At 60.4% G+C, this 26673-nt stretch carries 23 protein-coding genes; 16 read left to right on the top strand and 7 right to left on the bottom strand.

The window, feature by feature from the left end; all coding sequences use genetic code 11:
* Window positions 1-230: 230 nt before the first annotated feature.
* Entirely contained in the window at window positions 231-1508 is a 1278-nt protein-coding gene (locus tag Q7V03_RS11345) for a 4-aminobutyrate--2-oxoglutarate transaminase (RefSeq protein WP_304925704.1), read from the bottom strand.
* A 248-nt stretch (window positions 1509-1756) separates the two neighbouring features.
* Here Q7V03_RS11345 and dprA point away from each other — a divergent pair, with 248 nt between their 5' ends.
* Window positions 1757-2920 (top strand): DNA-processing protein DprA, encoded by a 1164-nt coding sequence (dprA, locus tag Q7V03_RS11350; protein WP_304925705.1) that lies wholly within the window; start codon window positions 1757-1759, stop codon window positions 2918-2920.
* Window positions 2921-3164: 244 nt separating this feature from the next.
* A complete protein-coding gene (topA, locus tag Q7V03_RS11355; protein ID WP_304925706.1) occupies window positions 3165-5930 on the top strand; it encodes a type I DNA topoisomerase in 2766 nt (921 codons plus the stop codon).
* Between the two features lie 2 nt (window positions 5931-5932).
* On the opposite strand, the gene choV is transcribed toward topA, so the two are convergent.
* From choV to choX, 3 genes are read right to left on the bottom strand one after another with little or no spacing between them, the layout of a single operon-like run.
* On the bottom strand, window positions 5933-6955 hold the full coding sequence (choV, locus tag Q7V03_RS11360; protein ID WP_304925707.1) for a choline ABC transporter ATP-binding protein: 1023 nt from the start codon (window positions 6953-6955) through the stop codon (window positions 5933-5935).
* A 3-nt stretch (window positions 6956-6958) separates the two neighbouring features.
* Window positions 6959-7789: a choline ABC transporter permease subunit gene (choW, locus tag Q7V03_RS11365; RefSeq protein ID WP_304925708.1), complete on the bottom strand. Its 831-nt coding sequence runs from the start codon at window positions 7787-7789 to the stop codon at window positions 6959-6961.
* Between the two features lie 60 nt (window positions 7790-7849).
* Entirely contained in the window at window positions 7850-8785 is a 936-nt protein-coding gene (gene choX, locus Q7V03_RS11370; protein WP_304925709.1) for a choline ABC transporter substrate-binding protein, read from the bottom strand.
* Window positions 8786-8872: 87 nt separating this feature from the next.
* On the opposite strand from choX, the gene betI reads away from it, so the two are divergent.
* The 4 genes from betI to Q7V03_RS11390 all read left to right on the top strand — a co-directional run bounded on the left by betI (window position 8873) and on the right by Q7V03_RS11390 (window position 13044).
* On the top strand, window positions 8873-9457 hold the full coding sequence (betI, locus tag Q7V03_RS11375) for a transcriptional regulator BetI (protein WP_304925710.1): 585 nt from the start codon (window positions 8873-8875) through the stop codon (window positions 9455-9457).
* Window positions 9454-10905, top strand: a complete 1452-nt coding sequence (betB, locus tag Q7V03_RS11380; RefSeq protein WP_304925711.1) for a betaine-aldehyde dehydrogenase — start codon at window positions 9454-9456, stop codon at window positions 10903-10905. The genes betI and betB overlap by 4 nt, the downstream gene beginning before the upstream one ends.
* Before the next feature lie 86 nt (window positions 10906-10991).
* Window positions 10992-12656, top strand: a complete 1665-nt coding sequence (gene betA, locus Q7V03_RS11385) for a choline dehydrogenase (protein WP_304925712.1) — start codon at window positions 10992-10994, stop codon at window positions 12654-12656.
* A 151-nt stretch (window positions 12657-12807) separates the two neighbouring features.
* Entirely contained in the window at window positions 12808-13044 is a 237-nt protein-coding gene (locus Q7V03_RS11390; RefSeq protein ID WP_304925713.1) for a YdcH family protein, read from the top strand.
* A gap of 261 nt (window positions 13045-13305) precedes the next feature.
* On the opposite strand, the gene Q7V03_RS11395 is transcribed toward Q7V03_RS11390, so the two are convergent.
* The 3 genes from Q7V03_RS11395 to Q7V03_RS11405 form a co-directional block, all read right to left on the bottom strand.
* Entirely contained in the window at window positions 13306-14715 is a 1410-nt protein-coding gene (locus tag Q7V03_RS11395) for a short-chain fatty acyl-CoA regulator family protein (RefSeq protein WP_304925714.1), read from the bottom strand.
* Window positions 14716-14763: 48 nt separating this feature from the next.
* Window positions 14764-15981: a multidrug effflux MFS transporter gene (locus Q7V03_RS11400; protein WP_304925715.1), complete on the bottom strand. Its 1218-nt coding sequence runs from the start codon at window positions 15979-15981 to the stop codon at window positions 14764-14766.
* A gap of 86 nt (window positions 15982-16067) precedes the next feature.
* Window positions 16068-16421 carry a DMT family protein gene (locus tag Q7V03_RS11405; protein ID WP_304925716.1) on the bottom strand — a complete coding sequence of 118 codons (354 nt, stop codon included), beginning with the start codon at window positions 16419-16421 and terminating at the stop codon, window positions 16068-16070.
* A gap of 333 nt (window positions 16422-16754) precedes the next feature.
* Between Q7V03_RS11405 and Q7V03_RS11410 the strand changes: the two genes are divergently transcribed.
* From Q7V03_RS11410 to scpA, 10 genes are all read left to right on the top strand, one after another.
* Window positions 16755-17246 carry a cell wall hydrolase gene (locus Q7V03_RS11410; protein ID WP_370651110.1) on the top strand — a complete coding sequence of 164 codons (492 nt, stop codon included), beginning with the start codon at window positions 16755-16757 and terminating at the stop codon, window positions 17244-17246.
* 123 nt (window positions 17247-17369) lie between these two features.
* Complete coding sequence (locus tag Q7V03_RS11415) at window positions 17370-18896, top strand: acyl-CoA carboxylase subunit beta (protein ID WP_304925717.1); 1527 nt, start codon at window positions 17370-17372, stop codon at window positions 18894-18896.
* A 63-nt stretch (window positions 18897-18959) separates the two neighbouring features.
* Window positions 18960-19334 carry a DUF6497 family protein gene (locus Q7V03_RS11420; RefSeq protein WP_304925718.1) on the top strand — a complete coding sequence of 125 codons (375 nt, stop codon included), beginning with the start codon at window positions 18960-18962 and terminating at the stop codon, window positions 19332-19334.
* A gap of 202 nt (window positions 19335-19536) precedes the next feature.
* The gene (locus tag Q7V03_RS11425) at window positions 19537-19677 is read left to right on the top strand and encodes a hypothetical protein (protein ID WP_304925719.1); all 141 of its coding nucleotides are present in this window, start codon (window positions 19537-19539) and stop codon (window positions 19675-19677) included.
* Window positions 19678-19851: 174 nt separating this feature from the next.
* Complete coding sequence (locus Q7V03_RS11430; protein ID WP_304925720.1) at window positions 19852-19983, top strand: hypothetical protein; 132 nt, start codon at window positions 19852-19854, stop codon at window positions 19981-19983.
* Window positions 19984-20055: 72 nt separating this feature from the next.
* A complete protein-coding gene (locus Q7V03_RS11435; protein ID WP_304925721.1) occupies window positions 20056-20457 on the top strand; it encodes a hypothetical protein in 402 nt (133 codons plus the stop codon).
* A 331-nt stretch (window positions 20458-20788) separates the two neighbouring features.
* The gene (locus Q7V03_RS11440; protein WP_304925722.1) at window positions 20789-20998 is read left to right on the top strand and encodes a hypothetical protein; all 210 of its coding nucleotides are present in this window, start codon (window positions 20789-20791) and stop codon (window positions 20996-20998) included.
* Between the two features lie 105 nt (window positions 20999-21103).
* On the top strand, window positions 21104-23107 hold the full coding sequence (locus tag Q7V03_RS11445) for an acetyl/propionyl/methylcrotonyl-CoA carboxylase subunit alpha (RefSeq protein WP_304925723.1): 2004 nt from the start codon (window positions 21104-21106) through the stop codon (window positions 23105-23107).
* 100 nt (window positions 23108-23207) lie between these two features.
* Entirely contained in the window at window positions 23208-24443 is a 1236-nt protein-coding gene (locus tag Q7V03_RS11450) for a hypothetical protein (RefSeq protein ID WP_304925724.1), read from the top strand.
* A 46-nt stretch (window positions 24444-24489) separates the two neighbouring features.
* Window positions 24490-26616 (top strand): methylmalonyl-CoA mutase, encoded by a 2127-nt coding sequence (scpA, locus tag Q7V03_RS11455; RefSeq protein WP_304925725.1) that lies wholly within the window; start codon window positions 24490-24492, stop codon window positions 26614-26616.
* Window positions 26617-26673: the final 57 nt, after the last annotated feature.

The raw sequence follows: 26673 nt of genomic DNA on the forward strand, positions 1-26673 counted from the left end.
ACGAAACCCGGAGAACTTCTTTTTTTCGCGAGCATAAACACCATACACCTTCATCAACAGTTCAATGTCACACAACTACTACGGTAACTCGCTGATGGGCACCCTTGCAAGCGCTTGCCGTGTTTCCAGACCTGTCTGGCACAGTGAACATGAGGTAAGGGTATTGTATCAAATGAACAGGCCGAAACGCTTGCGCGCTCCGGCCTACAATCTCAAACCAAAGCTAAAATTCACCCCAACCGTGCCGCAGCCACCGCTGCTTCCAGAATATCCATCGCCTCGGCGAAATGTGCATCCGGGATGGTGATCGGGGCCAAGAACCGCACGACGTTGCCGTAGACGCCGCAGGTCAGCAGGATCAGGCCACGTTTTTGCGCCTCGACGCGGACGCGGGTGGTGAAGCCTGCGTCGGGTTCGTGGTTGGCGGGGTTGGCGAATTCGATGGCGACCATGAAGCCGGGGCCGCGGATGTCGACGATTTCGGGCGTGACGGAGCGGATGGCCTCTAAGCGTTGCTTCAGGCGGCCCCCAAGTTCATTGGCGCGCGCACAAAGTTGTTCTTCCTCGATCACATCCAGCACGGCATTGGCCGCGGCAATACCAAGCGGGTTGCCGCCATAGGTGCCGCCCAGACCGCCGGGGTGGGCGGCGTCCATCAGGCTGGCTTTTCCCGTCAGCGCGGCCAAAGGCAGACCGCCAGCGAGGCCCTTAGCCATGGTGGTGATGTCGGCGGCCACACCGGATTGCTCCATCGCGAACATGGTGCCGGTGCGGGCGAAGCCAGTTTGCACTTCATCGGCGATCATCACGATGCCGTTGTCATCACAGAGTTTGCGCACGGCGCGGAGCAGCTCTTTCGGCGCGGGGTAGAAGCCGCCTTCGCCTTGCACAGGTTCCAGAATGATCGCAGCAACGCGGGTGGGGTCAAGATCGGCTTTGAACAGCTTGGTGATGCCGGCCATCGCGTCATCGGTGGTGATGTTGTGAACCTCTTGCGGGAAGGGCACATGATAGACATCGGGCATCATCGCACCGAAGCCTTTTTTGTAGGGATCGACCTTGCCGGTCAGCGACATGCCGAGCAGGGTGCGACCGTGGAAGGCACCACCAAAGGCGATGACGGCGTTGCGCCCTGTGGCGATGCGGGCGACTTTTACGGCGTTTTCAACGGCTTCTGCGCCAGTGGTCACGAAGACGGTTTTCTTCGGGAAATCACCTGGGACAAGGGCGTTCAAGCGTTCTGCCAGACGGACATAGTTTTCATAGGGCAAAACTTGGTGGCAGGTATGGGTGAATTTCGTGAGCTGAGCGGTGACCGCGGCCATAACTTTTGGGTGGCAATGCCCGGTGTTGACCACGGCGATGCCAGCGGCGAAGTCGATATAGCGGTTGCCCTCGATATCCCAAACCTCGGAGTTCAACGCGCGATCGACGTAGATCTCGGTTTGCACCCCCACCCCACGCGAGATGCTGTCGGTGCGGCGGCGGGCGATTGCGGCATTTTTCATGGCGTTTTCCTTGGGTGGGGTCGCCCGATTGCGACGATTTGGGGCGACTGTTGTTGACACATGTTTGATCAAAGAATGGGCGGCGGGCAATCGACCCAGAGGGGGATTCGATAAGTCCAGATTTGGGGGTGGGTCAGTCCAGTCTAAGAGTGGGTCGACACCAAGGCAGGGGCAGCGGTTGAACAGGATTCATCAGTTGTTAACCGATCCCGTTGCAGACTGCGAATCGTGAGTGAGGCGAGGCGCAGATGGCAACGGGTTTGCAGATACCCCAGATCCCCAGTTCCGCATCCCCGGACGCGGACCCGGTGCTTTGGCTTCGCCTCATTCGCTCGCGCAGGGTTGGCGCCGTGACGTTTCATCGACTGGTGGCGGATCATGGCGGTGTCGCGGGCGCGCTGGCGGCTTTGCCGGGGATCGCCCGGGCGGCGGGGGTAGAGGACTATAGCCTATGTCCGCTGGAGGTGGTGCGGGGTGAGATGGCGCAGGCGCGGTTGGCGCGGGCGCGGCTTTTGTTATGGGGGCAGGATGGCTATCCACAGGCGCTGATGGATTTGCCCGACGCACCGCCGGTGCTCTGGGCGCAGGGCGAAAGTGGCCTATTGGCGCGGCCGATGGTGGCGCTGGTGGGCGCGCGGAATGCGTCAAGCTTGGGGCTAAGGATGACGCGGCGGTTGGTCGAAGGGTTGGCGCAGGCGGGGCAGGTGGTGGTCTCGGGCCTTGCACGCGGCATCGACGCCGAGGCGCATCAGGCGGCGCTGGCGACCGGCACAGTGGCGGTGCAGGCGGGCGGGGTGGATGTGATTTATCCGGTCGAGAATACAGAACTTGCCGCGCAGATTGCGGCGCTAGGCTGCCGGATTTCCGAACAGCCCATGGGGCTTGTGCCGCAAGCCCGGCATTTCCCGCAGCGCAATCGCATCGTGTCGGGGCTGGCGCGCGCTGTGGTGGTGGTTGAGGCGGCGGCACGTTCTGGCAGCCTGATCACCGCGAAAAACGCGCTAGATCAGGGGCGTGAGGTGTTGGCGGTGCCCGGCCATCCGTTTGACGCAAGGGCTGCGGGCTGCAATATGCTGCTGCGCGATGGCGCTGTGTTGGTGCGATCGGCGCAGGATGTGCTGGAAGCGATTGGGGTGCAGGGGCATTTTGTGGCGCAGGCGCCGCTGCCCGTTGAAGCGGTTGACATGCCCGATCCTTTGCCCGGCCCGGTGCCGCAGCGGCGGGCGCTGGCTGATATCGCCGCCGTCCACAGTCAAATTCTGGCACGGCTCGGCCCCAGCCCCTTGGCCGAAGATCAACTGATCCGCGATCTGGCCCTGCCGCCAGGGATGCTGTCGCCCGCGCTGATCTTGCTGGAGTTAGAAGGGCGGATTTTACGGCAATCGGGTGGACTGCTGAGCCGGGTGGACTGATCGCTTATCGCCCCCTCGTGGTCGCTTTGCGCTGCGGATTTCATCTTGGCACAAATACTCCCGCCGGAGGCTTGCTTCGTCTGCGCCGGATGCCTCCGGCGGGAGTATTTTAAGCCAATGTGAAAGCGATCACTGCCGGCAGGAAGCAACGCGCGCGGGCTTTCCCAATCGGCCCGGTTGACATCCCCGCACAAACCCCCACATGGTGCTACGCCGCACATATGCCTGTTTTCAAGGGAATTTCATGCCCGTTGTCGTTGTAGAATCGCCTGCTAAGGCCAAGACAATTAACAAATATCTTGGTTCGGACTATGTGGTTCTGGCCTCTTACGGGCATGTGCGGGACCTGCCCGCCAAGGATGGTTCTGTCGATACCGAGAACGGATTCGACATGCTGTGGGAGGTGGCGGCGGATAGCAAAAAGCACATTCGTGCGATTGTTGAAGCGCTGAAGACCGACGACACGCTAATCCTTGCGACCGACCCTGACCGCGAGGGCGAGGCGATTTCCTGGCATTTGCAGGAGGCTTTGGCAAGCACGCTGAAGAAGGGCAAGAAGGTGTCTCGGGTGACGTTTAACGCCATCACCAAAGAGGCCGTGACTGAGGCGATGAAGCATCCGCGTCAGGTCGACCAGCCGTTGGTTGATGCGTATCTGGCGCGGCGGGCGTTGGATTATCTGGTGGGCTTCACGCTGTCGCCCGTGCTGTGGCGCAAGCTGCCGGGGGCGCGTTCGGCCGGCCGGGTGCAATCGGTATGCCTGCGCCTGATCGTTGAGCGTGAGATGGAGGTTGAGGCGTTTCGGGCGCGAGAGTTCTGGTCGGTATCGGCGGTGTTGAACACGCCGCGAGGGCAGGAATTTGAAGCGCGGCTGACGGTTTTGGGTGGCCGAAAACTGGACAAATTCGACATTCCGACGGTGGAAGCGGCAGAGCTGGCGGTGCAGGCTGTTACTTCTCGAACATTGAGCGTTTTGTCGGTGGAAGCCAAGCCTGCCTCGCGCAACCCCTATCCGCCGTTCATGACCTCGACCCTACAACAGGAAGCCAGCCGAAAATATGGCATGGGCGCGAAGGCCTGTATGTCGGCGGCGCAACGGCTGTATGAGGCGGGCCACATCACCTATATGCGGACCGACGGTATTGATATGGCGCCGGAAGCGGTGACCGCAGCGCGCGCGGAAATTGGCAAACGCTTTGGCGCGGCTTATGTGCCAGACGCGCCACGTATTTATAAAAACAAAGCGAAAAACGCGCAGGAAGCGCATGAATGTATCCGTCCGACCGATATGGCGGTGGCTCCGGTGGAGTTGCGATTATCGGAACGCGATCAGCAGAATCTGTATGAACTGATCTGGAAGCGCACGATTGCCAGCCAAATGGCCGGGGCGCGGATGGAGCGTACTGTTGTTGAGATTGGTAGCGCCGATGGTCAGGTGGGCCTGCGCGCCAATGGTCAAGTGGTTCTGTTTGATGGGTTTTTGAAGGTCTATGAAGAAGGCCGTGACGACGAGGATGAAGACGAAGGCCGTCTGCCGCAGATTATGCAAGGCGAGGCCGCCGCCCCTAAGAAGGGTGGTTTTGAGACCGCATTCAAAAAGCAGGCCGACGCGGCGGGTAAGGATGACTTTGATCTGATTGAGGCGAAATCCGCTTTGCGTCGCGTGCCTTCGGCGGTGATCAGCCCGGATGGCGCGATTCTCGCCAGCCAAAGCCACACCCAGCCGCCGCCGCGCTATACCGAGGCAACTTTGGTGAAGCGGATGGAGGAGTTGGGGATCGGGCGGCCCTCGACCTATGCATCTGTGCTGACCACGATTGTGGATCGCGAATATGTCCGCAAGGATAAGAACCGACTGTTCCCTGAGGATAAGGGGCGCTTGGTGACGGCGTTTCTGACCAACTTTTTCCGCCGCTATGTCGAGTATGATTTCACCGCAGATCTTGAGTCGCAACTGGATGACGTCTCGGCGGGCGAGCGGGATTATAAGGAAGTGCTGGCGCGGTTCTGGCGGGACTTCTCGGCAGCGATTGCCGAGACAGCGGATCTGCGCATCGGTGAAGTGCTGGATAAGATTGATGATTTCCTCAGCCCGCATCTGTATCCTTTGCGCGAGGATGGATCGGACCCGCGGATTTGTACCAGTTGCGGCACCGGGCGTCTGCATCTGAAAACCTCGCGCTCTGGCGGGGCATTTATCGGTTGCGGCAATTATCCGGAGTGTCGTTATACCCGTCCGATCTCGGGCGAGGAGGGCGGCTCGGTCGATGGCCGGGTGCTGGGGCTGGATCCCGATGGCGTGGAAATCAGCCTGCGCGCGGGGCGATTTGGCCCCTATGTGCAGAAGGGCGAGGCGACCGAGGAAGCGCCGAAACCACCGCGGTCTAGTCTGCCGAAGGGTTGGGAATCGGCCAGCTTGACGCTGGAGCGGGCGATTGAATTGCTGTCGCTGCCGCGCCAGATCGGGCCGCACCCGGAAGATGGCGTGATGGTCGAATCGGCGATTGGGCGGTTTGGGCCTTATGTCAAACATGGCACGGTTTACGCCAATATCCCGGATGTTGAGGAAGTCTTTACCATCGGGATGAACCGCGCGGTGGAAGTGCTGGCTTTGAAGGCGGCGGGACGGCGCGGGGCTGCGGTGGCGGAGCCATTGCGGGCTTTGGGCGAGCATCCTGATGGCGGACCGGTGCAGGTGATGCCGGGGAAATATGGCCCTTACGTCAAATGGGCCAAGGTCAACGCGACCTTGCCGAAGGAATTGACCCCCGAGGCGGTGACGCTGGAGGAAGCGCTTGCTTTGATTGCAGAAAAGGCTGGGAAGTCGGGCAAGAAAACCCCTGCGAAGAAGGCGGCTGCGAAGGCTCCGGCGAAGGCTGCGGCTGCTAAAAAGCCTGCGGTGAAGAATGCTGCGGCGAAGGCCCCGGCGAAAGCGACTGCTGCTAAAAAGCCTGTGGCTAAGAAAACGGCGGCAAAAGCCGCCGTTTCTGAGGACGTGCTGGACGATTGATTTCAGGCGCGCGGGTTGATGAGTTTGGCCATCAACCCGGCGGCGCGGATCACGCCGATATGGGCACCGTTTTCGGTGACGTTGAGTTCCGGCTCGTTATTGCAGAGCCGGGTCATAACGGTTTTGACGGGCATTTCGCAGTCAATCGACGCGCCGTCACACGAGCCAGCTTGCATGACATCGCGCGCGGTCAGCACGCCAAGCGGATTCATATGGGCCACAAAATCAGCCACATAGTCGCTGACCGGATTGGCAATAATCTCACGCGCGGTGCCAATTTGCACGATGCGGCCGCCATCCATCAAGGCGATGCGGTTGCCGAGTTTGAAGGCTTCGTCCAGATCGTGGGAGACGAAGATGATGGTGCGTTTCAGCTTGGCTTGCAGATCAAGGAGTTCGTCTTGCAGGCGGGCGCGGATCAGCGGGTCGAGGGCTGAGAAGGGCTCGTCCATCAAAAGAATCGGGGCTTCGGTGGCGAAGGCGCGCGCCAAGCCGACGCGCTGCTGCATGCCGCCGGAAAGTTCGCCGACTTTACGCTCGGCCCATTGCGACAGGTTCACCAGCGCCAGTTGTTGATCCACCTTTGCGCGGCGCTTCTCAACAGATTGTCCTGCGAGTTCAAGGCCTAAGCCGACATTATCGTGCACCGAGCGCCACGGCAGCAGGCCGAATTGCTGGAACACCATGGCGATTTTCGACAGCCGTAAGCCGCGCAGGGATTCGCCTTTGGCCTTGGTGACCGAGACCATTTTCGCGCCGTCCCAGACCCGGATTTCGCCACGCACCACGGGGTTCAGGGCATTGACGCCCCGCAGCAGGGTGGATTTGCCCGAACCGGACAGGCCCATCAAAACAAGGATTTCGCCCTCTGCCACGGTTAGCGAGCAGTCATGCACGCCCAAGATTTGTCCGGTCTTGGTCTGAATATCACTGCGCGACATACCTTGATCCATCAAGGGCAAAGCGCGGTCGGGGTGGTCGCCGAACACGATCGAGACGCGATCAAATTCTACTGCATTTACCATGGTTTACACCTTGCGCTGGAAGGTGGCGCGCAAAGCGATGGCGACCACGACGATGACGAAACCGGACTCAAAGCCCTTGGCGGCATTGACCGAAGCCAAGGCGCGCATCACCGGCACGCCCAAACCATTCGCGCCGACCATCGAGGCGATCACCACCATCGACAGCGACAGCATGATGGTTTGATTAAGCCCGACCATGATTTGCGGCAGCGCCCAAGGAAGTTCGACCTTCCACAACCGCTGGCTGGGGGTGGCACCGAAGGCGGTTGCGGCCTCTAGCAAAGCGGTGGGGGTGGAGGCGACGCCGAGTTGAGTCAGCCGGATTGGGGCCGGCAGGACGAAAATGACGGTGGCGATCAGGCCGGGGACCATTCCGATGCCGAAGAAAATGATCGCGGGGATCAGGTAGACAAAGGTTGGCAGCGTCTGCATCAGGTCCATGATCGGCGACAAAGCGGCGTTCAGTTTGGCGTTGTGCGCGCAGGCGATGCCGATGGGCACGCCGATGGCCATGCAGACGGCGCAGGACGACAGGATCAGCGTCAGGCTTTCGGTGGTTTCTTTCCAATAGCCTTGGTTGACGACGAAGATAAAGCCAAGGGCGACACCAACACAGATTTTCCAGTTGCGCTGCAAGATCCATGCGAGGGCCACAAAAATCGCGATGATCACCAGAGGGTTAGGCGCTTGCAACAGCCACAGAAAGCCGTCGATCATGCCTTCCAGCGCATCGGCGATCACGTTGAACACCGCGCTGAGGTTTGTCTTCATCCAGACGAAGATTGTGTTCGCCCATGCCCCGATCGGGATCTTATATGCCGTCAACCAGTCCATTCAATGTCCCCGCGTTGGATAGAAAAAGGCCCCGATCTTTCGCCGGGGCCTTGGTTGGTGTTATTGCAGTGCTGCCGTGACGGCCGCTTGCGCATCGCCACCGTCTTTGGTGGTGACGCCATCGAGCCAAGGGCCGATCACATCGGGATGGGCAGCAAGCCAGGTTTTGGCGGCTTCACGCGGGTCGGTGCCATCATTCAGGATCGCGCCCATGATTTCGTTCTCCATCGCCAAGCTGAACGACAGATTCGACAGCAATTTTCCGGTGTTCGGGCATTCGGCGACATAGCCGGCGCGGGTGTTGGTGGCGACAATGGCACCGCCAAGGTTCGGGCCGAAGAAATCATCGCCCCCCGTCAGGTACGTCATCTTAAAATTGGCGTTCATCGGATGGGGTTCCCAACCGAGGAAGATCACCGCTTTGCCTTCGTTGTCGGCGCGGGCGACTTGCGCCAACATGCCTTGTTCCGAGCTTTCAACGATGTCGATCCCGGCGGCTTTCAGACCGAAAGCATCCTTGTCGATCATATCAAGGATCAGCTTGTTGCCGTCATTGCCGGCCTCAATGCCGTAGATTTTGCCATCGAGATCAGCGGCATGGGCGGCGATGTCTTTGAAATCCTTGATGCCAAGCTCGGCACCTTTGGCGTTGGTGGCAAGCGTGTATTTTGCGCCTTCAAGGTTGCTGCGCACGGTGTCGACGGTTTTGGCATCGCGGTAGGGGGCGATGTTGCTCTCCATCGTCGGCATCCAGTTGCCGAGGAAAACGTCAACGTCGCCAGAGGCGAGGCCTTCGTAGGTTACCGGAACCGACAGCACTTTGGTTTCAGTTTCATATCCCAAAGCCTCTAGCACCAGCGATGTCGCGGCAGTGGTGGCGGTGATGTCGGTCCAGCCGACATCCGAGAAGGTGACTTTGTCGCAGCCCGCTGCAAAAGCGGACCCGGCAAAGGCGAAGGTGACGGCGGACGCGAGCAGCGTCGATTTGAGGGTCATGTTGGGCTCCCGTTTTTTTGTTGATTGACGAGTCAATAAACTTCAAGCTAGCTGCCCTTGGCAAGCATTATTATCAAGGGCTGCAACATGCCGAAGCTTGGAATGGAGCCTATCCGAAAGGCGGCGCTCGTCAAAGCCACGATTGTTGAGATCGGGCGGGTGGGGTCTTTGGACGTGACGGTCAGTCAGATCGCCAAACGCGCGGGGATGTCCTCGGCGCTGGCGCATCATTATTTCGGATCGAAAGAGGAGATGTTTCTGGCGGCGATGCGGCACATTCTGACGCTGTATGGTGCCGAGGTGCGCGGGGCTTTGGTGCTGGTGGAAGGGCCGGAAAGTCGGTTGCGGGCGGTGTTGGCGGCCTCGTTCAGTGCCGCGAATTTCCGGCGCGAGGCGGTGGGGGCTTGGCTGAACTTCTGGGTGCTGGCGCAGACGGTGCCGGAAGCGAAGCGGTTGCTGAAGGTGTATCAGGGGCGGCTGCGCTCGAACCTTTTGGCAGGGCTGCGGCCTTTGGCGGGGGATCGGGCCGAGGCTTTGGCGGACGGTCTGGGCGCGCTGATCGACGGGCTATACTTGCGCGAAGTGTTGAAATCGGGGCCACCGGACGGGGCGGCGGCGATTGCTACCGCGTTGAATTACTTAAATTCTCAGTTGGAAGGGGCAAGGCCATGATGGCGCAGCCAAAGGCCAGTCATTTCGTTGACGGCCAGTATATCGAAGACAAAGCCGGTGCGGTGATTGAGGTGATCTATCCGGCCACCGGGGCGGTGATCGCGGTGCTGCATGAGGCCACTGCGGCGGTGATCGAGGCGGCTTTGGCGAGTGCGGCGCGGGCGCAAGGTGCGTGGGCTGCGATGCGGCCCATAGACCGCGCGCGGATTTTACGGAAAGCGGCGGATTTGATCCGGGAACGCAACCCCGAACTCGCGCGATTGGAGACGTTGGATACCGGCAAGCCGATACAGGAAACTTTGGTCGCAGATTGGCCCTCGGGGGCCGATGCGTTGGAGTATTTTGCGGGCTTGGCCCCGACGGTGGGCGGCGAGACGATCCCTCTGGGCCGCGATTTTGCCTATACGATCCGCGAGGCTTTGGGGGTTTGCGTCGGCATCGGCGCGTGGAATTACCCAAGCCAGATTGCCTGTTGGAAATCGGCGCCTGCCTTGGCTTTGGGCAATGCGATGATTTTCAAGCCATCGGAAGTAACCCCCTTGGGGGCGCTGAAGCTGGCGGAAATATTTATCGAGGCCGGGTTGCCTGCGGGCCTGTTCAACGTGGTGCAAGGGCGCGGCGCGGTGGGCTCGGCTTTGGTGTCGGATGCCCGCGTGGCGAAAGTGTCGCTGACGGGTTCAGTGCCGACGGGGCAGAAGGTTTATGCGTTGGCAGCGGCGGGTGTGCGGCACGTGACGATGGAATTGGGTGGCAAATCGCCGATTCTGGTGTTCGACGATGCTTCGGTGGAAGATGCGGTTGGGGCGGCGATGCTGGGGAATTTCTATTCCGCAGGCCAAGTGTGCAGCAATGGCACGCGGGTGTTTGTGCAAAAGGGCATCAAGGCTAAGTTCTTGAAGCGCTTGGCCGAACGCACGGCGGCGATCCGGTTGGGCGATCCGCTGGATGAGGCGACGCAGATGGGCCCGCTGGTGTCTGGGGCGCAGTTGGCAAAGGTGCTCGGCTATATCGAGACGGCGAAGGCCGAGGGTGCCACGCTGGTGTGTGGCGGCGGGCAGGCGGGGACCGAGGGGGCGTTTGTGCAGCCCACGGTGTTCGCGGATGTGACCGACGCTATGACGATTGCGCGGGAAGAAGTCTTTGGTCCGGTGATGGCGGTGCTGGATTTCGACAGTGAAGATGAGGCCGTGGCGCGGGCGAATGCGACCGAATTCGGCCTCGCGGCGGGGGTGTTTACCGCCGATATCACGCGCGCGCATCGGGTGATTGCCGCGTTGCAAGCGGGCACCTGCTGGATCAACGCTTACAATTTAACGCCGGTAGAGATGCCATTTGGCGGATCGAAGCTGTCGGGCGTGGGGCGTGAAAACGGCCATGCAGCGGTGGAGCATTATAGCCAAGTCAAAAGCGTTTACGTCGGCATGGGGCCGGTAGACGCGCCGTACTAAGCCTTCCCCGACGCGGCCATCCCGGCGCGTCGGCGGTGCGGGTTGAAATGAAAGATGCGCCCGGTTCGGTCGGGTAGGAGAGAGATATGACGGCGGAATATGTGATCATTGGGTCGGGGTCGGCGGGGGCGGCGATTGCGTATCGTTTGGCCGAAGCAGGCAAAACCGTGGTGGTGATCGAGCAGGGCGGCAGTGATATCGGGCCGTTCATCCAGATGCCTGCAGCTTTGTCTTATCCAATGAATATGGGGATTTACGACTGGGGGTTTCAGTCGGAACCCGAGCCATACCTCGACGGTCGGCGGCTGGCGACACCGCGCGGCAAGGTGATTGGCGGCTCATCTTCAATCAACGGCATGGTCTATGTGCGTGGCCATGCGCGGGATTATGACACTTGGGAGGAGATGGGCGCGCAGGGCTGGTCTTATGCCGATGTGCTGCCATATTTTCAGCGGATGGAGACGTGGCACGGCGAGGCGGATGGATCGGCCTCGGGTGATCCGGCCTATCGTGGCACTTCGGGGCCACTGCATATCTCTCGGGGGCCGCGTAAGAACCCGTTGTTCAACGCCTTTATCGAGGCGGGGCGGCAGGCGGGATATCCGGTGACGCAAGATTACAACGGTCAGGCGCAGGAAGGTTTCGGCGCGATGGAGGCGACGATCTTTAAGGGTGTGCGCTGGTCGTCGGCGAATGCTTACCTGCGGCCCGCCCTGAAAACCGGCCTCGTCAAGCTGGTGCGCGGCTTTGCGCGCCGCGTGGTGATCGAAGATGGCCGCGCGGTTGGGGTCGAGATTGAGCGTGGCGGTGTAGTGGAGGTTATTCGCGCTTCGGCTGAGGTGATCGTCTCGGCCTCGTCGATCAACAGCCCGAAGTTATTGATGCTGTCGGGGATCGGCGATGCGGCAGCGCTGCGCGGGCACGGCATCGATGTGGTGGCGGATCGGCCCGGTGTGGGGGCGAATTTGCAGGATCATTTGGAAATTTACATGCAGTTTCAGGCGGCCAAGCCGATCACGCTGTATAAATACTGGAACCTATGGGGCAAGGCGCTGATCGGGGCGCAGTGGTTGTTCACCGGCAAGGGGCTGGGCGCGTCGAATCAGTTTGAATCCTGCGCGTTTATCCGCTCGAAAGCCGGGGTGGATTACCCGGATATCGAGTATCATTTCCTGCCGATTGCGGTGCGCTATGATGGCAAAGCCGCTGCCGAGGGGCATGGCTTTCAGGTGCATGTCGGGCCGATGCGGTCGAAATCGCGCGGGGTGGTGACGTTGCGGTCAGGCGATCCGAAGGATGCGCCGAAGATCCTGTTCAACTATATGTCGGACCCATCGGATTGGGAGGATTTCCGGGCTTGTGTGCGTCTGACCCGTGAGATTTTCGAGCAGCCTGCGATGGCCGAGCATGTGAAGGCCGAAATTAAGCCGGGGGCGGGGGTGCAGACGGACGCGGAACTGGACGCCTTCCTGAAAGAACATGTCGAGAGCGCCTATCATCCTTGCGGCACCTGTCGGATGGGGCGGCGGGATGATCCGCTTGCTGTGGTCGATGAGGAATGTCGGGTGATTGGGGTCGAGGGATTGCGGGTGGCGGACAGCTCGATCTTCCCACAGGTGACGAATGGGAATTTGAATGGGCCGTCGATCATGACGGGCGAAAAGGCGGCGGATCATATCTTGGGTAAGCGTCTGGCGCGGTCGAATTTGCAGCCGGTGATCAATGAGAACTGGCGGGTGTCTCAGCGCTGAGGTCCCCGCGCGGACCGACTTGACGGTGTTTATTTATCAAAGGGTTAGATTTTTGGCTTAAGCCTTTCTTAACTGTTCGGGCTTGATCAAGGTCAAAGCTGTGGCGTTGCGTTAAGCCTAAGCTGGGGCCAGCAATAACAGGAGAGACCCGATGACGCATACCCCGCATGGCTTGGCTGCCGAGTTCCCGGACTTCGCTGTGAAGATTTCCGCGATGAAGGAAAAAGACGCGCATTTTGCCAATCTGGTGGCCGAATACGACGCAGTGAATGGCAAGGTGCATCGTGCGGAGACGCGGCTTGATCTGTTGACCGAAGCGGAGGAAGAAGTGCTGCGCAAGCAAAGGGCGGCGCTGAAAGATCATGTCTGGATGCATCTGAAGCGGTGAGCGGGCTTTTAGGTTTAGCAAAGGCGGGCTTTGGCCCGTCTTTTCGTTTGGGCCCCCCAGATACGGCGGGGCGGTCTTGGCCACCATCGAGGCGGCACGCGACCGCTGCTGCCGCGGGGTGGGTTTGACCTGGCGCTTGCGTTGACGTGTTGAAGCCTCCGGCGGGAGTATTTGAGCCAATGTGAAATTGTTGGAGTTTCATCTTGGCCAAAATACTCCCTGCGGAGCGTTCAACATCTCTGGCCGCGCTGCGGTTTGGCGTTAGTCGGCGATGTCGTAGGGCAGTAAGCCGCGTTTATCGGGATCGACCTTCAGACGGCGTTCCAAAGGGGGGACCGAGCGCTGGTGGCAATTCTGACGCTCGCAGATCCGGCAGGAGATGCCGATCGGCTCGAAGTGGCCTTTCAGATCTAAACCGTCAGAGTAGACGAGGCTGGAGGCGTGGCTGATCTCACATCCCAGACCAATGGCATAGCGGCGCACGGGGGCGAGGAAGGCCCCACCGGGTTTGGAGACATCGCGCGCGAGGCAGAGGTAGCGCACACCGTCGGGGGTTTCGGCCAGTTGGCGCAGGAAATGGCCGGGGGTCTCGAAGGCGCGGTGGACATTCCAGAGCGGGCAGGCGCCGCCGAAGCGGGCGAATTGCAGCCGGGTGGCGGAATGGCGTTTGGTGATGGTTCCGGCCTGATCGACGCGAACAAAGAAGAACGGCACACCTTTGGCACCGGGGCGTTGCAGGGTCGACAGACGATGGGCGACTTGTTCGATGCTGGCACCGAACAGATCGGCGAGGCGTTCAAGGTCGTGGCGGGTGGTTTGGGCGGCCTCCAGAAATGCGCGGTAGGGCATCAGGGCGGCGCCGGCGAAATAGTTCGCCATGCCGATTTTGGCGATGTCGCGGGCCTCGGGGGTTTGAAATTGCGCGAGATCGAGGGTGGCTTCGATCAACTCGTTCTGGGTTTGCAGGGCGACTTGATACAGCAGTTGGAAGCGTTGGGTGGGGCTTGCGGCGCGAGCGGAGAGCGCTAGGGTACGGGTGGCGGGGTCGAACTGCCGCAAAGGGCCAGTATTGGAAAATTGAACATTGATGCCGCGTTTATTGAGGGCATCTGTGGCAATGATAAGGGCATCTTTTTGTGTTTCAGATCGGGTACCTGCACCCGTCATAAAATGTTCGGCGGCGCGATCAACGGCATCGACGTAATTGTCGCAATAGTGAAAGAAGTCGCGGACTTCCTCCCACGGCGACGCGCGCAGGGCGGTGTCTTCGCGGCCCAAAGCCTCATCCAAGGAGGCGAGGCGCTCGTGGCTTTGGCGGTAGGCGCGGTGCAGGTCGAGAAAGGCGCGGGCGAAGGCGGGGGCGTTGGAGGCGGCGAGGCGCAGGTCGGCCAAGGGCGGGGCGGTTTTGGCGAAAACCGGGTCGGCGAGGGCCTCGCGCATGTCGGAGACAAGGCGTTCGCCTTCGCCTGCGTTGAGCTCGGTGACATCGAGGCCGAATTCTTGTGCCAGCGCCAGCACCACGGTGGCAGAGACCGGGCGGTGGTTGTTCTCCATCTGGTTGAGGTAGGGCAGCGAGACGCCGAGTTTATCCGAGAAGGCGCGTTGGGTCAGGCTGAGGCGGCCACGGAGTTCGCGGAGTTTGGCACCTGCGTAGAGTTTTTGGATGGCCATTGCGCACTCCTTTGCAAAGCCCAAGGTAGACTTTGCAAAGTCAGGCGGTCAAGCGGCAATGCCTAAGCTGCGGGCGCGGCGAATGACCGCAAGGATGCACAGGGTGGAGAGCAGCGAGGAGGCCAGCATCAACAGAATCAGCGGCATCTCGGTAGAGCCGGGGGGGAGTGCCGCGCCGGCCAAGGCGGCAAGGGCGGCACCGCCGCCCACCATGATCGCGCCGCCAAGGCCCGAGGCGGTGCCTGCAAGGTCGGGGCGCACCGAGAGGATGCCTGCGTTGGCAGAAGGCAGCGCCACGCCATTCCCGATCCCCATGGTGATGGTCATGCTGAAGAAAACCACGGCGCTGGACAGGTTCAGCGCTGCAACCAAGGCCAGCATCGCCATGCCCAATGTGGTGATGGTGGTGCCGATCAGCACCATTTTGTTCATGCCAAGCCGCACCGAATAGCGGCCTGCGAAGAAGTTTCCGGCCATGTAGCCGACGGCGGTGATGGCAAACAGCAGGCCGATACGGGACGAGGTGAGGTGGTAGACCTCGGTTCCGACATAAGGTGCGCCGCCGAGGAAGGCATAAAAGCAGCCTGAAGAGAACGCAGCGGCACCACAGTAGCCCCAGAAGCGGCGGGATTTCAGCAGGGCGGGGTAGCTGCGCATTTGGTCTTTGAAGGAGAGGCGTTGCAGGGTGGCGGTTTCGCCTAGATCGGCCCAGCAGAGCGCCAAGACGATCAGGCCGAGGCCGAGCAGCAGGCCGAAGTTGGCTTGCCAGCCGAAAGCCTCGTCGAGGATACCGCCGACAACCGGGCCAATCATCGGCACCAGAGACATCCCCATGGTGACATAGCCGATCATCGAGGCGGCCTCGGCGTCTGACACCATGTCACGCACGACCGCGCGGCTGAGCACCATGCCTGCGGCGATCACGGCTTGCGCCATGCGGAAGATCAGGAAGGTGGTGGCATCGGCAGCGGTGAGCGTGCCGACGGTGGCGATCAGGAACAGCACCAATGCGATCAGGATGGTGTTGCGGCGGCCGTAGCGGTCGGAAATTGGGCCGATCAGGATTTGCAGCACGGCGGACAGCGCGAGGTAAAGTGCCACCGAGAGTTGCATCAGCGCGTAGGGGGCGTCGAAATAGGCGGCCATGCCGGGCAGCGAGGGCAGGAAGATGTTCATCGTCAGCGCCGAGAGGCCCGCAAGCAGGGTCAGGGTGACAATTTTCGGTGGGGTTTGGCGGTTGAGGAAGATCGCCTTGGGATGGGGCATTCAGATCGCCTTGATGCGGCGCGCAGGCTTTGAGGGGAAGCCTGCGGCGGGGATATTTGAGCAGAGAGGATGACCTTAAGCGGCGGTCAGGACCATTTGTGGAAGATGAAGAAGGCTCCCAAGGCGATGAATGCAAAGCCGAGGGCGTGGTTCCAGGTCAGCGGCTCTTTCAGGTAGAACACAGAGAAGACTGCGAAAACCGAGAGGGTGATGACCTCTTGGATCGTCTTGAGTTGCGCTCCGTTGTAGATACTCGAGCCGATGCGGTTGGCGGGGACCATCAGGCAATACTCAAAAAACGCAATGCCCCAAGCGATGAAAATCACCGTGACCAGCGCGGTGGATTTGTGTTTGAGGTGGCCATACCACGCGAAAGTCATGAACACGTTCGACAAAGTGAGCAGGCCGATGGTGACGAGCGGGACGGGAAGGGTGGGCATGGGGTTCTCGGATGCAAATTCTGGCAGTCGGGGACGTATATAGAACAAAAACCGAGTTTGCCATCAATGACGGTATTTGAGCCAGCGGGTCGCCACAGCCGTTTTTAAGATGCAGGTCGTGGGCCCAGGGTGCCTGCGCATATCCGCTTTAACCCTATTGCTGGTGTGCGGCGCCAAGGCTGAGGCGGGCTTTGGCAAGACCATCCGGCGGCGAAAAACTGCCTGCACTTGCGCAAAGCGCCGCTGGGCCGGGGGCGGATGCAAGGAAATCGCTGCATTCCACCGCGTTTTGCGCTAGGATTGAAAAAAAACAAAACGAGCAGGACTGACAAAATGACCCTGATCCGAACCGCGCGGCGCCTTTCCGGTGCCGGTTTAGCACTCGTGCTGCTGGCAAGCTGCGGGCCTAGCGACCTCGAATGTATGGAGCGAGCGATGTATTTCGAATCCAACCGCTCTAGCCGGGATGGCATGGTTGCGGTGGGCAGCGTGGTGATGAACCGCGTCGAGTCGGGGCAATATCCGCGCAATGTCTGTGGCGTGGTGGGGCAGCGCAAGCAATTCGCGCCGGGGGTGCTGAGCAAGCGGATGAACACGCGCACGGCACCGCAGTTGCACGACACGGCGCAGTCGGTGTTGCAGGGCGAGCGCCATCCGCTGGTTGGCCGTGCCCAGTTCTTCCACACGGCAACCTATCACGCTGGCTACAACAACATGCAGTATGTGCTGACCACAGGTGGCAATGCGTTTTACGAACGGATCGATCCGGCGTTGGTCACGCAGCCTGTGCCACTGCCGCCGATTGAAGGCGTTACCGGGAGGTGACGAATTTGCAACTTTGCAATTTGCAATTGTGATGCAGGGTTTGGTTTGCATATTTTCGATGTTGCGCTAGGCGGGCGCATTTTGCGGCGCTATGGTGGCCACGATTTGAGGGGGAGCCTGGCCATGAAAGACATCCTGCAACAGTTGGAAGACCGCCGAAATGTGGCGCGTTTGGGCGGAGGGCAGCGCCGGATTGACGCGCAGCACGCCAAGGGCAAGCTGACCGCGCGCGAACGCATTGAGCTGTTGCTGGACGAGGGAAGTTTCGAAGAATTCGACATGTTCGTCGCCCACCGCTGCACCGATTTCGGCATGGAGGCGGATCGTCCGGCGGGGGATGGCGTGGTCACCGGCTGGGGCACGGTGAACGGGCGGATGGTCTATGTGTTTAGCCAAGATTTCACGGTGTTTGGCGGATCTTTGTCAGAGACCCATGCGCAGAAAATTTGCAAGATCATGGATATGGCGATGCAGAATGGTGCGCCTGTCATTGGGCTGAACGATTCTGGCGGCGCGCGGATTCAGGAAGGTGTGGCCTCGCTCGCGGGCTATGCCGAGGTGTTTCAGCGCAATGTGATGGCCTCTGGCGTGGTGCCACAGATTTCGGTGATCATGGGGCCGTGTGCGGGGGGCGCTGTGTATTCCCCGGCGATGACGGACTTTATCTTTATGGTGCGGGATTCGAGCTATATGTTCGTCACCGGGCCGGATGTGGTGAAAACCGTGACCAATGAGGTGGTGACGGCGGAGGAACTTGGCGGGGCGTCGACCCATACCAAGAAATCATCCGTCGCCGATGGTGCGTTTGAGAATGATGTCGAGGCTTTGGCCGAAGTACGCCGCCTGATAGATTTCCTGCCGCTGAACAACCGCCAGAAGGCTCCGGTGCGGCCGTTCTTTGACGATCCGGCACGGTTAGAGGCCAGCCTTGATACGCTGATCCCGGAAAACCCCAATCAGCCCTATGATATGAAAGAGCTGATCGAAAAGCTGGCCGATGAGGGCGATTTCTTTGAAATTCAGCGCGATTTTGCCGCCAATATCATCACGGGATTCATCCGGTTGGAGGGGCAATCGGTGGGGGTGGTGGCCAATCAGCCGATGGTGCTGGCGGGGTGTCTGGATATTGACAGCTCGCGCAAGGCGGCGCGGTTCGTGCGGTTCTGCGATGCGTTTGAAATTCCGATCCTGACGCTGGTCGATGTGCCGGGGTTCTTGCCGGGGGTGGCGCAGGAATTGGGTGGCGTGATCAAGCATGGCGCGAAGCTGTTGTTTGCGTATGGCGAAGCGACGGTACCGAAAGTCACCGTGATCACCCGCAAAGCTTACGGCGGGGCTTACGACGTGATGTCGTCCAAGCATTTGCGCGGCGATTTCAACTACGCTTGGCCGACGGCAGAGATTGCGGTGATGGGGGCAAAAGGTGCCACCGAGATCATTCATCGCGGCAAAGCCCCCGAGGAAATCGCGCGGTTGACCAAGGAATATGAAGACCGTTTCGCCAACCCGTTCGTGGCCGCCGAAAAGGGCTTTATCGACGAAGTGATCATGCCGCATTCGACCCGCCGCCGCATCGCGCGGGCATTTGCAAGCTTGCGCGGTAAGAAGCTGGCGAACCCGTGGAAAAAGCACGATAACATACCGCTGTGACCTAAGGAGAACAGCAATGCGTGCGGGCAGCGGAAAAGCGGGCAGTTACAGGGTGGGGCGGCGATGACCGATCCGAATGTAACGGAAAGTGCAGAGGCGGTTGTGGTGCCGGTGCCTTCGGGGCAATGGGTGCGCTTTGTCGATGTTGTGATGAACGCGCCGGGGCCAGATGGCTTGACCGCGCGGTTTCGCTTTGTAGCGCCTGCGATTGCGAAACAAACCGGATCGGTGGATTTCGAGCTGGCGGCAGCGGATATGGAACATCTGTGCAAGAGCTTCGCTTTGCCGCGGATTGCGTCAACGGGGCCGAAACCCAGCCAGATCGTGATCTCACTTTCCGACCGCGACGTGCCGTTTGGCGAAGCTGCTCCGGAGGCCACTCAATTCTTTGAGGCGTATCGTGTCGACGGCGACGCCTGTATATGGGAGGCTTTTTGATGAAAGCACAAAATCTAGCGGCTACGGCCGCTCTGCAACCGATGGCTGATGTAGCCTTGCCACAGCTTGGTGCATTTGACCAATTTGCGTGTCAATTCCGCAGTTTATCGGCTATTGTTCATGCAGACCGAACCCAAGCGGTCTTACCTTCGCAGAAGGGGGCGGCACAAAGCACGCCTCCGGTACAAAAATGGAGTCGAGGATGTCGAGCACTAAGTTTACCGTACTGGCGCTGTGTCTGGCCGCTTTCGTGGCAGGTTGCGCTAAGAAAGCCGAAGACGTGGTTTACGTGGACCAACCGGCTGTCACCACCGAGCCTGTCTACACCGGCAAATACAAGTAAGACTAAGGGGCGGGCGCTTGTGGGCCTGACGGCCCGGCCCGCCCTTTTTCTATCTGTTGCAAGGGCTGAACGGCTATCGGCAACAACTGTCCTAGCGCTTCGGAACAGCTTTGCACTTGATCCGGCCAGCACCTATCGTGCGGGCGTCGTCAATGATGCAATCTGGAGTATCCCATGCGTTCCGCAACCATCCTCGCCTTCATCGCAGTTTCCGCTTTCGCGGCTTGTGCTAAAAAAGAAGCTCCTATCGAGCCGATGCCAGCCCCAATTTCGGTTGAGCCGACCGAGACCGGCAAATACAAATAATCTTTCGGGGCGGGGTTTCGGCCCCGCTCTCACCCCCACCTTTGTCTGCAAGTCAGCGCAAGAGGTGGTATCATGCTGAAGCATCGCGGTTTTCCTGGCCGCCTGACCGGCACTGATTTTCAGTTTGTGATCCGCCGCGCCAATATGAAGGTGGGTGCGGCCAAGATTATCAAACGCGAACGTTTCGCAGATCGCAAAAACGCTGACCGGATGGCCGACAAGGGCTTTATGGCGGCCCTGTGGGCGCAGTTCGGCGAAGACGTTTTCGAGCGCGGCAATTTGGATGCGGGGCGCTTGTCGTGGCTGTTTGGCCGCGAGGTGGTGGCGGCTGAAGACCCGTTTGATCCTGCGTCTTATGATGCGCTGCTCAAGATCAACCTGAAAGTCGCACAGGTCTCGTTCCCCGAGATTTTCGCCGCCGATGCCGAACCGATGGATTTCGGCGATTGGGATGACGACGAGGATCAGGATTAGGCATGAATCCGCGCAAGCCTTTGGCATCTTGGCAGCAATTCGCGCACGCCGTCGGGCGGGGCGAAGTAGGCTTTGCGCCGCGTGCCGGCTTGCGCGATGATCACTGTGTGCTTGGGGCGTTGCTTGCACCGCAATGCCTCGGGCAAGGCTGTTACCCTTTCCCTACCCTCTGGCCTGACTCCGACGGGGTCAGGCCTTTTTTTCTATCAGTTGCAGCATCGCTTTGGCGACTTGTTGCCAGTGGCGCGCGGGCGGGCTTTTTTCAGTTTGCATCGCTGCAGGATTCAGTAGAATCTGCGTATAGAACAACAAACAAAAGAGGCAGTTCAAAATGCGGAAATCTCTCCTTCTTATCGCCATTCTCACCATGCCGCTGGCTGGCTGCTTGCAGGACCCCGCTTCGCGCGGTCTGGCTGGCGCTGCGGGGGGGGCTGCTATCGCTGACCTTACCGGCAACAACGCCGTCACCGGCGCCGTCATCGGCGGCCTGGCGGGCGCTGCAACCTGCGGCGTCAACATCGGCCTGCCGCCCTGCTACTGATCTAATCGCCGCTTACGCGGCAAGTGCTATGACGGCCAGTCGAGGTGATCCCTCGGCTGGCCGTTTTATTTTGTCCCGGCCCGGACAGACTTGGGGAGAGAGCTGATGTTTAAGAAAATCCTGATCGCCAATCGGGGCGAGATCGCCTGTCGTGTGATCAAGACCGCCCGTAGGATGGGGATCAAGACGGTGGCGGTGTATTCCGATGCCGACCGCGGCGCGTTGCATGTGAAGATGGCGGATGAGGCGATCCATATCGGCGCCTCGCCTGCGGCGCAGTCTTATATCGTGATTGAAAAGATCATGGCGGCGGTGAAGGCTTCGGGCGCCGAGGCGGTGCATCCGGGCTATGGGTTTCTGTCTGAAAACATGAATTTCGCGGCGGCGCTGGAGGCAGCAGGCGTGGTGTTCATCGGGCCACCGTCTCCGGCGATTGAGGCGATGGGCGATAAGATCACCTCTAAAAAACTGGCGATGGCGGCGGGGGTTTCGACCGTGCCGGGGCATATGGGGCTGATTGATGATGCCGAACATGCGGTAACGATTGCCGGGCAGATCGGCTATCCGGTGATGATCAAGGCCTCTGCGGGCGGCGGCGGCAAGGGCATGCGGATCGCTTGGGATGATGCGGAAGCGCGCGAAGGCTTTCAATCGTCGAAGAACGAAGCGGCGGCGAGCTTTGGCGACGACCGGATTTTCATTGAGAAATTCGTCACCCAGCCGCGCCACATCGAGATTCAGGTGCTGGGCGATAAGCATGGCAATATCGTCTATCTGCACGAGCGCGAATGTTCGATCCAGCGCCGCAATCAGAAGGTGATCGAGGAAGCGCCCTCGCCATTTCTGGATGAGGCCACGCGCAAAGCGATGGGCGAACAGGCCTGCGCCTTGGCGCGCGCGGTGGGCTATACTTCGGCGGGGACGGTGGAATTCATCGTCGACGGCGCGCGGAACTTCTACTTCCTTGAGATGAACACCCGCTTGCAGGTCGAGCATCCTGTGACGGAGCTGATCACCGGGGTCGATCTGGTCGAACAGATGATCCGGGTGGCTTACGGCGAGGCTTTGCCGTTCAAGCAGGAAGATCTGAAGATCAACGGCTGGGCGATGGAAAGCCGTTTGTATGCCGAAGACCCCTATCGCAATTTCTTGCCCTCCATCGGCCGTCTGACCCGTTATCGCCCGCCCGTTGAAGGGGTGACTCCGCGCGGTGGCATCGTGCGCAACGATACCGGGGTGTTTGAGGGCGGCGAGATTTCGATGTTCTATGACCCGATGATCGCCAAGCTCTGCACTTGGGGGTCGAATCGGGGGGCTGCGATCGAGGAAATGCAGCAGGCTTTGGATACGTTTGAAGTTGAAGGCATCGGCCACAATCTGCCCTTCGTCGGCGCTGTGATGGCGCATCCGCGCTTTCAATCGGGCAACATCACCACGGCATTTATTGCCGAGGAATATCCCGAGGGTTTTCAGGGCGCGACGCTGGATGCGGATACTTTGGCGCGGGTGGCGGCCTCTGCCGCCGCGATGAACCGGGTGGCGGAAATTCGGCGGACACGCATCAGTGGCACGATGGACAACCACGAGCGCCGGGTCGGCGATGATTGGGTGGTGACGCTGCAAGGCGTTGAACATGTGATGAAAATCGCAGCCGATCCGGCAGGATCGACGGTGACGTTTGAAGATGGCCGCAGCTTGCGGGTGAGTTCGGATTGGGTGCCGGGGCAGGCCTTGGCTAGCATCATGGTCGATGGCGCGGCTTTGGTGATGAAGGTCGGCAAGATCAGCGGCGGCTTTCGGTTGCGACTGCGCGGCGCTGATCTGAAAGCGCATGTCCGCACCCCGCGTCAGGCCGAACTGGCGAAACTGATGATCGAGAAACTGCCGCCGGATACGTCGAAATTCCTGCTCTGCCCGATGCCCGGCCTGATCGCCAAAATCATGGTCGCGGTTGGTGATGAGGTGCAGGAAGGCCAAGCTTTGGCGACGGTTGAAGCGATGAAGATGGAAAACATCCTGAAAGCCGAGCGCAAGGGCGTGGTCAAAGCGGTGAAAGCCGTGGCCGGGGCCAGCCTGAAGGTCGACGAAGTCATCATGGAGTTTGAATAGGTGGCAGGTCGGGGGCGATCAGTGGCAGGCGAGACTCGACAAATGTTCCCAATTTGTTCTAGTCTGAGGGCTTGTTTCCGCACCCCCGACTCGAGGCCAGATGTCTGCGCGCGTCTCCACCCTGTTCTTCGATATGAACAGCTTTTACGCCTCGGTCGCCCAAGCCGAGGAGCCTGCCTTGATGGGCAGGCCGGTGGGGGTGCTGACGGGCGAGGGGCCGAATACCGCCTGCATTGCCGCCAGCATCGAGGCGAAGCGCTGCGGTGTCGGCATGGGGACGCGGCAGGACGAGGCGCGCGCGCTTTGCCCCGGCATCGTGTTTCGCCCGGTGAAGCACGACATCTGCGTGCGCTATCACCATGCGATTTTGCGGGCGGTGGACACGGTATTGCCGGTGCATCGGGTGTTCTCGATCGACGAATGTTCCTGTCTGTTGATGGGATCGCAGCAGGAATTGCCGAAGGCTGTGGAAATTGGGCGGGCCTTGCAAGCGGCGGTGCTGGCACAGGTGAACCCGGCGTTGCGCTGCTCGGTCGGTTTGGGGCCAACGCGGTTGCTGGCGAAACTGGCGGCCGGGCTGGAAAAACCGGGGGGCCTGCATTGGTTGATGCCGGAAATTTTACCGCAGCGGATTGCGCATCTGGGCCTAGACGATCTGCCGGGGATCTCCTCGCGGATGCGCGACCGTTTGCTGGCGGCGGGGGTGCCGGATGTGCGCGCACTTTATGGCTTAGACCCAAAGCGGGCGCGGGCGATCTGGGGCTCTGTCACCGGCGAGCGTTTTTTGCGCGAATTGCGCGGCGAGGTGGTGATCTGGCCCGAGACGCAGCGCAGCATGATCGGGCATGGTCAGGTGTTGGCGGGCAGCAATGCCACGCCCGAGGGCGCACGGCTGGTGGCGCGGCGGTTGCTGGTGAAAGCGGCGGCACGGCTGCGGCGCGAGGGGTTTGTGGCGCGCAGTCTGCATCTGTCGCTGCGGTTGCGCGATGGCGGAAATCCGGGTGCGGATGGCCAAATTCGTGCGACGCAGAACACGTTTTTCTTGCTGGAAACGCTGGATCGTTACTGGGCAAAGCTGCCGCAGGTGCGAATCAAAGCGGTGAATGTCAGCTTGGGCGGGTTGTTGCCGTTGGGGCAAGCGACGGGCGATTTGTTCGATGCTTTGGTTGCGCCAGAGGACGGGCCTGTGGGTCTGTGCCGCGCCATCGACAGGTTGAACCTGCGCTACGGTCAGAACACCGTGCGTTTTGGCGAATTGCCGCCGCAGTATGTCGCCTATACCGGCGCGAAAATCGCCTTTGGCCGCATTCCGGTGGCCGAGGATTTTCTGGAATAACCGCATTGCCCGCGCTGGCCCGCGTTGGCTGCAAGGGAGAGAGACGATGACCGATTTGAACGCGTGGAAGGCTTTGGCCACCAAGGAAATGAAGGGCGGCGACCCGGAAAGCCTGGTATGGGATACGCTGGAAGGCATCGCGGTGAAGCCGCTGTATACCGCCGCCGATGTCGAAGGCCTGCCGCAGATGGGCGAGATGCCGGGCTTTGCGCCGTTCACCCGCGGGGTGAAGGCGACGATGTATGCCGGGCGGCCTTGGACCATTCGGCAATATGCCGGGTTCTCGACGGCTGAGGCCAGCAACGCGTTTTACCGGAAAAATTTGGCGGCGGGGCAGCAGGGGGTCTCGGTGGCCTTCGATCTGGCGACGCATCGCGGCTACGATTCCGACCATCCGCGCGTTGAGGGCGATGTCGGCAAGGCCGGGGTGGCGATTGATAGCGTCGAGGATATGAAAATCCTGTTCGACGGCATCCCGCTGGATAAGGTCAGCGTGTCGATGACGATGAATGGCGCGGTGATCCCGATTTTGGCGTCTTTCATCGTGGCGGGCGAGGAGCAGGGCGTGGATCGCTCGCTGCTGTCGGGCACCATTCAGAACGATATTCTGAAGGAATTCATGGTGCGGAATACCTATGTGTATCCGCCGGAACCTTCGATGCGGATCATCGCGGATATTATTGAGTATACTTCAGCGCATATGCCGAAATTCAATTCGATCTCGATCTCGGGCTACCACATGCAGGAAGCCGGGGCGAACTTGGTGCAGGAATTGGCCTATACTTTGGCCGATGGCCGCGAATATGTTCGCGCCGCGATTGCGCGCGGGATGAATGTCGATGATTTCGCAGGAAGGCTGAGTTTCTTCTTCGCCATCGGGATGAATTTCTTCATGGAAGCCGCCAAGCTGCGGGCGGCGCGGTTGTTGTGGCACCGGATTATGGCGGAGTTTGCGCCAAAAAAGCTGGGCTCCTCGATGCTGCGGACGCATTGCCAAACCTCTGGCGTCAGTCTGCAAGAGGCCGACCCCTATAACAACGTCATCCGCACGGCGTACGAGGCGATGTCGGCGGTTTTGGGTGGCACGCAAAGTCTGCACACCAATGCTTTGGATGAAGCCATTGCATTGCCCACGGAATTTTCCGCCCGGATCGCACGCAACACCCAGTTGATCTTGCAGGAAGAAACGGGTGTCACCCATGTCGTCGATCCGCTGGCGGGGTCTTATTACGTTGAAAGCCTGACGCATTCTTTGGCGGAAGAAGCCTGGAAGCTGATCGAGGAAGTCGAGGCGATGGGCGGGATGACCAAGGCGGTGGCCTCTGGGATGCCAAAGTTGCGCATCGAGGAATCGGCGGCGCGGCGGCAAGCGGCGATTGATCGCGGTGACGAGGTTGTGGTCGGGGTGAACAAATATCGCCTCGCCAAGCAGGATGCGATCGACATTCTCGACATTGATAACGTCGCGGTGCGGCTCAGCCAGATCGAACGGCTGCACGCCACGCGGGCGGCGCGGGATGAAGCGGCGTGTCAGGCGGCGCTGGACGAATTGACCCGGATCGCGGGCCATGACGGCAATCTGCTGGCGGCAGCGATTGAGGCGGCGCGGGCGCGGGCAACGGTGGGGGAAATCAGCATGGCGATGGAGAAGGTGTTCGGGCGGCACCGCGCCGAGGTGAAAACCCTCGCCGGGGTTTATGGTGCGGCCTATGCGGGCGATGCGGGTTTTGCCGCGATTCAGGCAGATGTCGAGGCATTTGCCGAAGAAGAGGGCCGCCGCCCCCGCATGTTGGTGGTGAAAATGGGGCAGGATGGCCATGATCGCGGTGCCAAGGTGATCGCCACGGCGTTTGCGGACATTGGCTTTGACGTCGATGTCGGGCCACTGTTCCAGACGCCTGCCGAAGCCGCCCAAGATGCCATCGACAATGATGTGCATGTGGTGGGGATTTCGTCACAGGCGGCGGGGCATAAGACGCTTGCGCCGAAATTGGTACAGGCGTTGCGCGATGCAGGCGCGGGCGAGATTCTGGTGATCTGCGGCGGGGTCATTCCGCAGCAGGATTATCAGTTCCTTTATGATGCTGGGGTGAAGGCGATCTTCGGGCCGGGCACGAATATCCCCGAGGCGGCGAAGGATATTCTTGATCTGATCCGCAAGGCGCGGAGATAAGATTTGGCGTCAGCCCGCGCGGCGTTTTGGCGGGCATCGCGGCGGCAGTGATCTGGG

This window comes from Cypionkella sp., assembly GCF_030652235.1.
In the GTDB taxonomy this organism is placed as follows: domain Bacteria; phylum Pseudomonadota; class Alphaproteobacteria; order Rhodobacterales; family Rhodobacteraceae; genus Cypionkella.

Bases quoted from the DNA above. Each gene is read 5' to 3' on its own strand.
- Q7V03_RS11345 (WP_304925704.1), bottom strand. From the start codon at position 1,508: ATGAAAAATGCCGCAATCGCCCGCCGCCGCACCGACAGCATCTCGCGT.
- dprA (WP_304925705.1), top strand. From the start codon at position 1,757: ATGGCAACGGGTTTGCAGATACCCCAGATCCCCAGTTCCGCATCCCCG.
- topA (WP_304925706.1), top strand. From the start codon at position 3,165: ATGCCCGTTGTCGTTGTAGAATCGCCTGCTAAGGCCAAGACAATTAAC.
- choV (WP_304925707.1), bottom strand. From the start codon at position 6,955: ATGGTAAATGCAGTAGAATTTGATCGCGTCTCGATCGTGTTCGGCGAC.
- choW (WP_304925708.1), bottom strand. From the start codon at position 7,789: ATGGACTGGTTGACGGCATATAAGATCCCGATCGGGGCATGGGCGAAC.
- choX (WP_304925709.1), bottom strand. From the start codon at position 8,785: ATGACCCTCAAATCGACGCTGCTCGCGTCCGCCGTCACCTTCGCCTTT.
- betI (WP_304925710.1), top strand. From the start codon at position 8,873: ATGCCGAAGCTTGGAATGGAGCCTATCCGAAAGGCGGCGCTCGTCAAA.
- betB (WP_304925711.1), top strand. From the start codon at position 9,454: ATGATGGCGCAGCCAAAGGCCAGTCATTTCGTTGACGGCCAGTATATC.
- betA (WP_304925712.1), top strand. From the start codon at position 10,992: ATGACGGCGGAATATGTGATCATTGGGTCGGGGTCGGCGGGGGCGGCG.
- Q7V03_RS11390 (WP_304925713.1), top strand. From the start codon at position 12,808: ATGACGCATACCCCGCATGGCTTGGCTGCCGAGTTCCCGGACTTCGCT.
- Q7V03_RS11395 (WP_304925714.1), bottom strand. From the start codon at position 14,715: ATGGCCATCCAAAAACTCTACGCAGGTGCCAAACTCCGCGAACTCCGT.
- Q7V03_RS11400 (WP_304925715.1), bottom strand. From the start codon at position 15,981: ATGCCCCATCCCAAGGCGATCTTCCTCAACCGCCAAACCCCACCGAAA.
- Q7V03_RS11405 (WP_304925716.1), bottom strand. From the start codon at position 16,421: ATGCCCACCCTTCCCGTCCCGCTCGTCACCATCGGCCTGCTCACTTTG.
- Q7V03_RS11410 (WP_370651110.1), top strand. From the start codon at position 16,755: ATGACCCTGATCCGAACCGCGCGGCGCCTTTCCGGTGCCGGTTTAGCA.
- Q7V03_RS11415 (WP_304925717.1), top strand. From the start codon at position 17,370: ATGAAAGACATCCTGCAACAGTTGGAAGACCGCCGAAATGTGGCGCGT.
- Q7V03_RS11420 (WP_304925718.1), top strand. From the start codon at position 18,960: ATGACCGATCCGAATGTAACGGAAAGTGCAGAGGCGGTTGTGGTGCCG.
- Q7V03_RS11425 (WP_304925719.1), top strand. From the start codon at position 19,537: ATGTCGAGCACTAAGTTTACCGTACTGGCGCTGTGTCTGGCCGCTTTC.
- Q7V03_RS11430 (WP_304925720.1), top strand. From the start codon at position 19,852: ATGCGTTCCGCAACCATCCTCGCCTTCATCGCAGTTTCCGCTTTCGCG.
- Q7V03_RS11435 (WP_304925721.1), top strand. From the start codon at position 20,056: ATGCTGAAGCATCGCGGTTTTCCTGGCCGCCTGACCGGCACTGATTTT.
- Q7V03_RS11440 (WP_304925722.1), top strand. From the start codon at position 20,789: ATGCGGAAATCTCTCCTTCTTATCGCCATTCTCACCATGCCGCTGGCT.
- Q7V03_RS11445 (WP_304925723.1), top strand. From the start codon at position 21,104: ATGTTTAAGAAAATCCTGATCGCCAATCGGGGCGAGATCGCCTGTCGT.
- Q7V03_RS11450 (WP_304925724.1), top strand. From the start codon at position 23,208: ATGTCTGCGCGCGTCTCCACCCTGTTCTTCGATATGAACAGCTTTTAC.
- scpA (WP_304925725.1), top strand. From the start codon at position 24,490: ATGACCGATTTGAACGCGTGGAAGGCTTTGGCCACCAAGGAAATGAAG.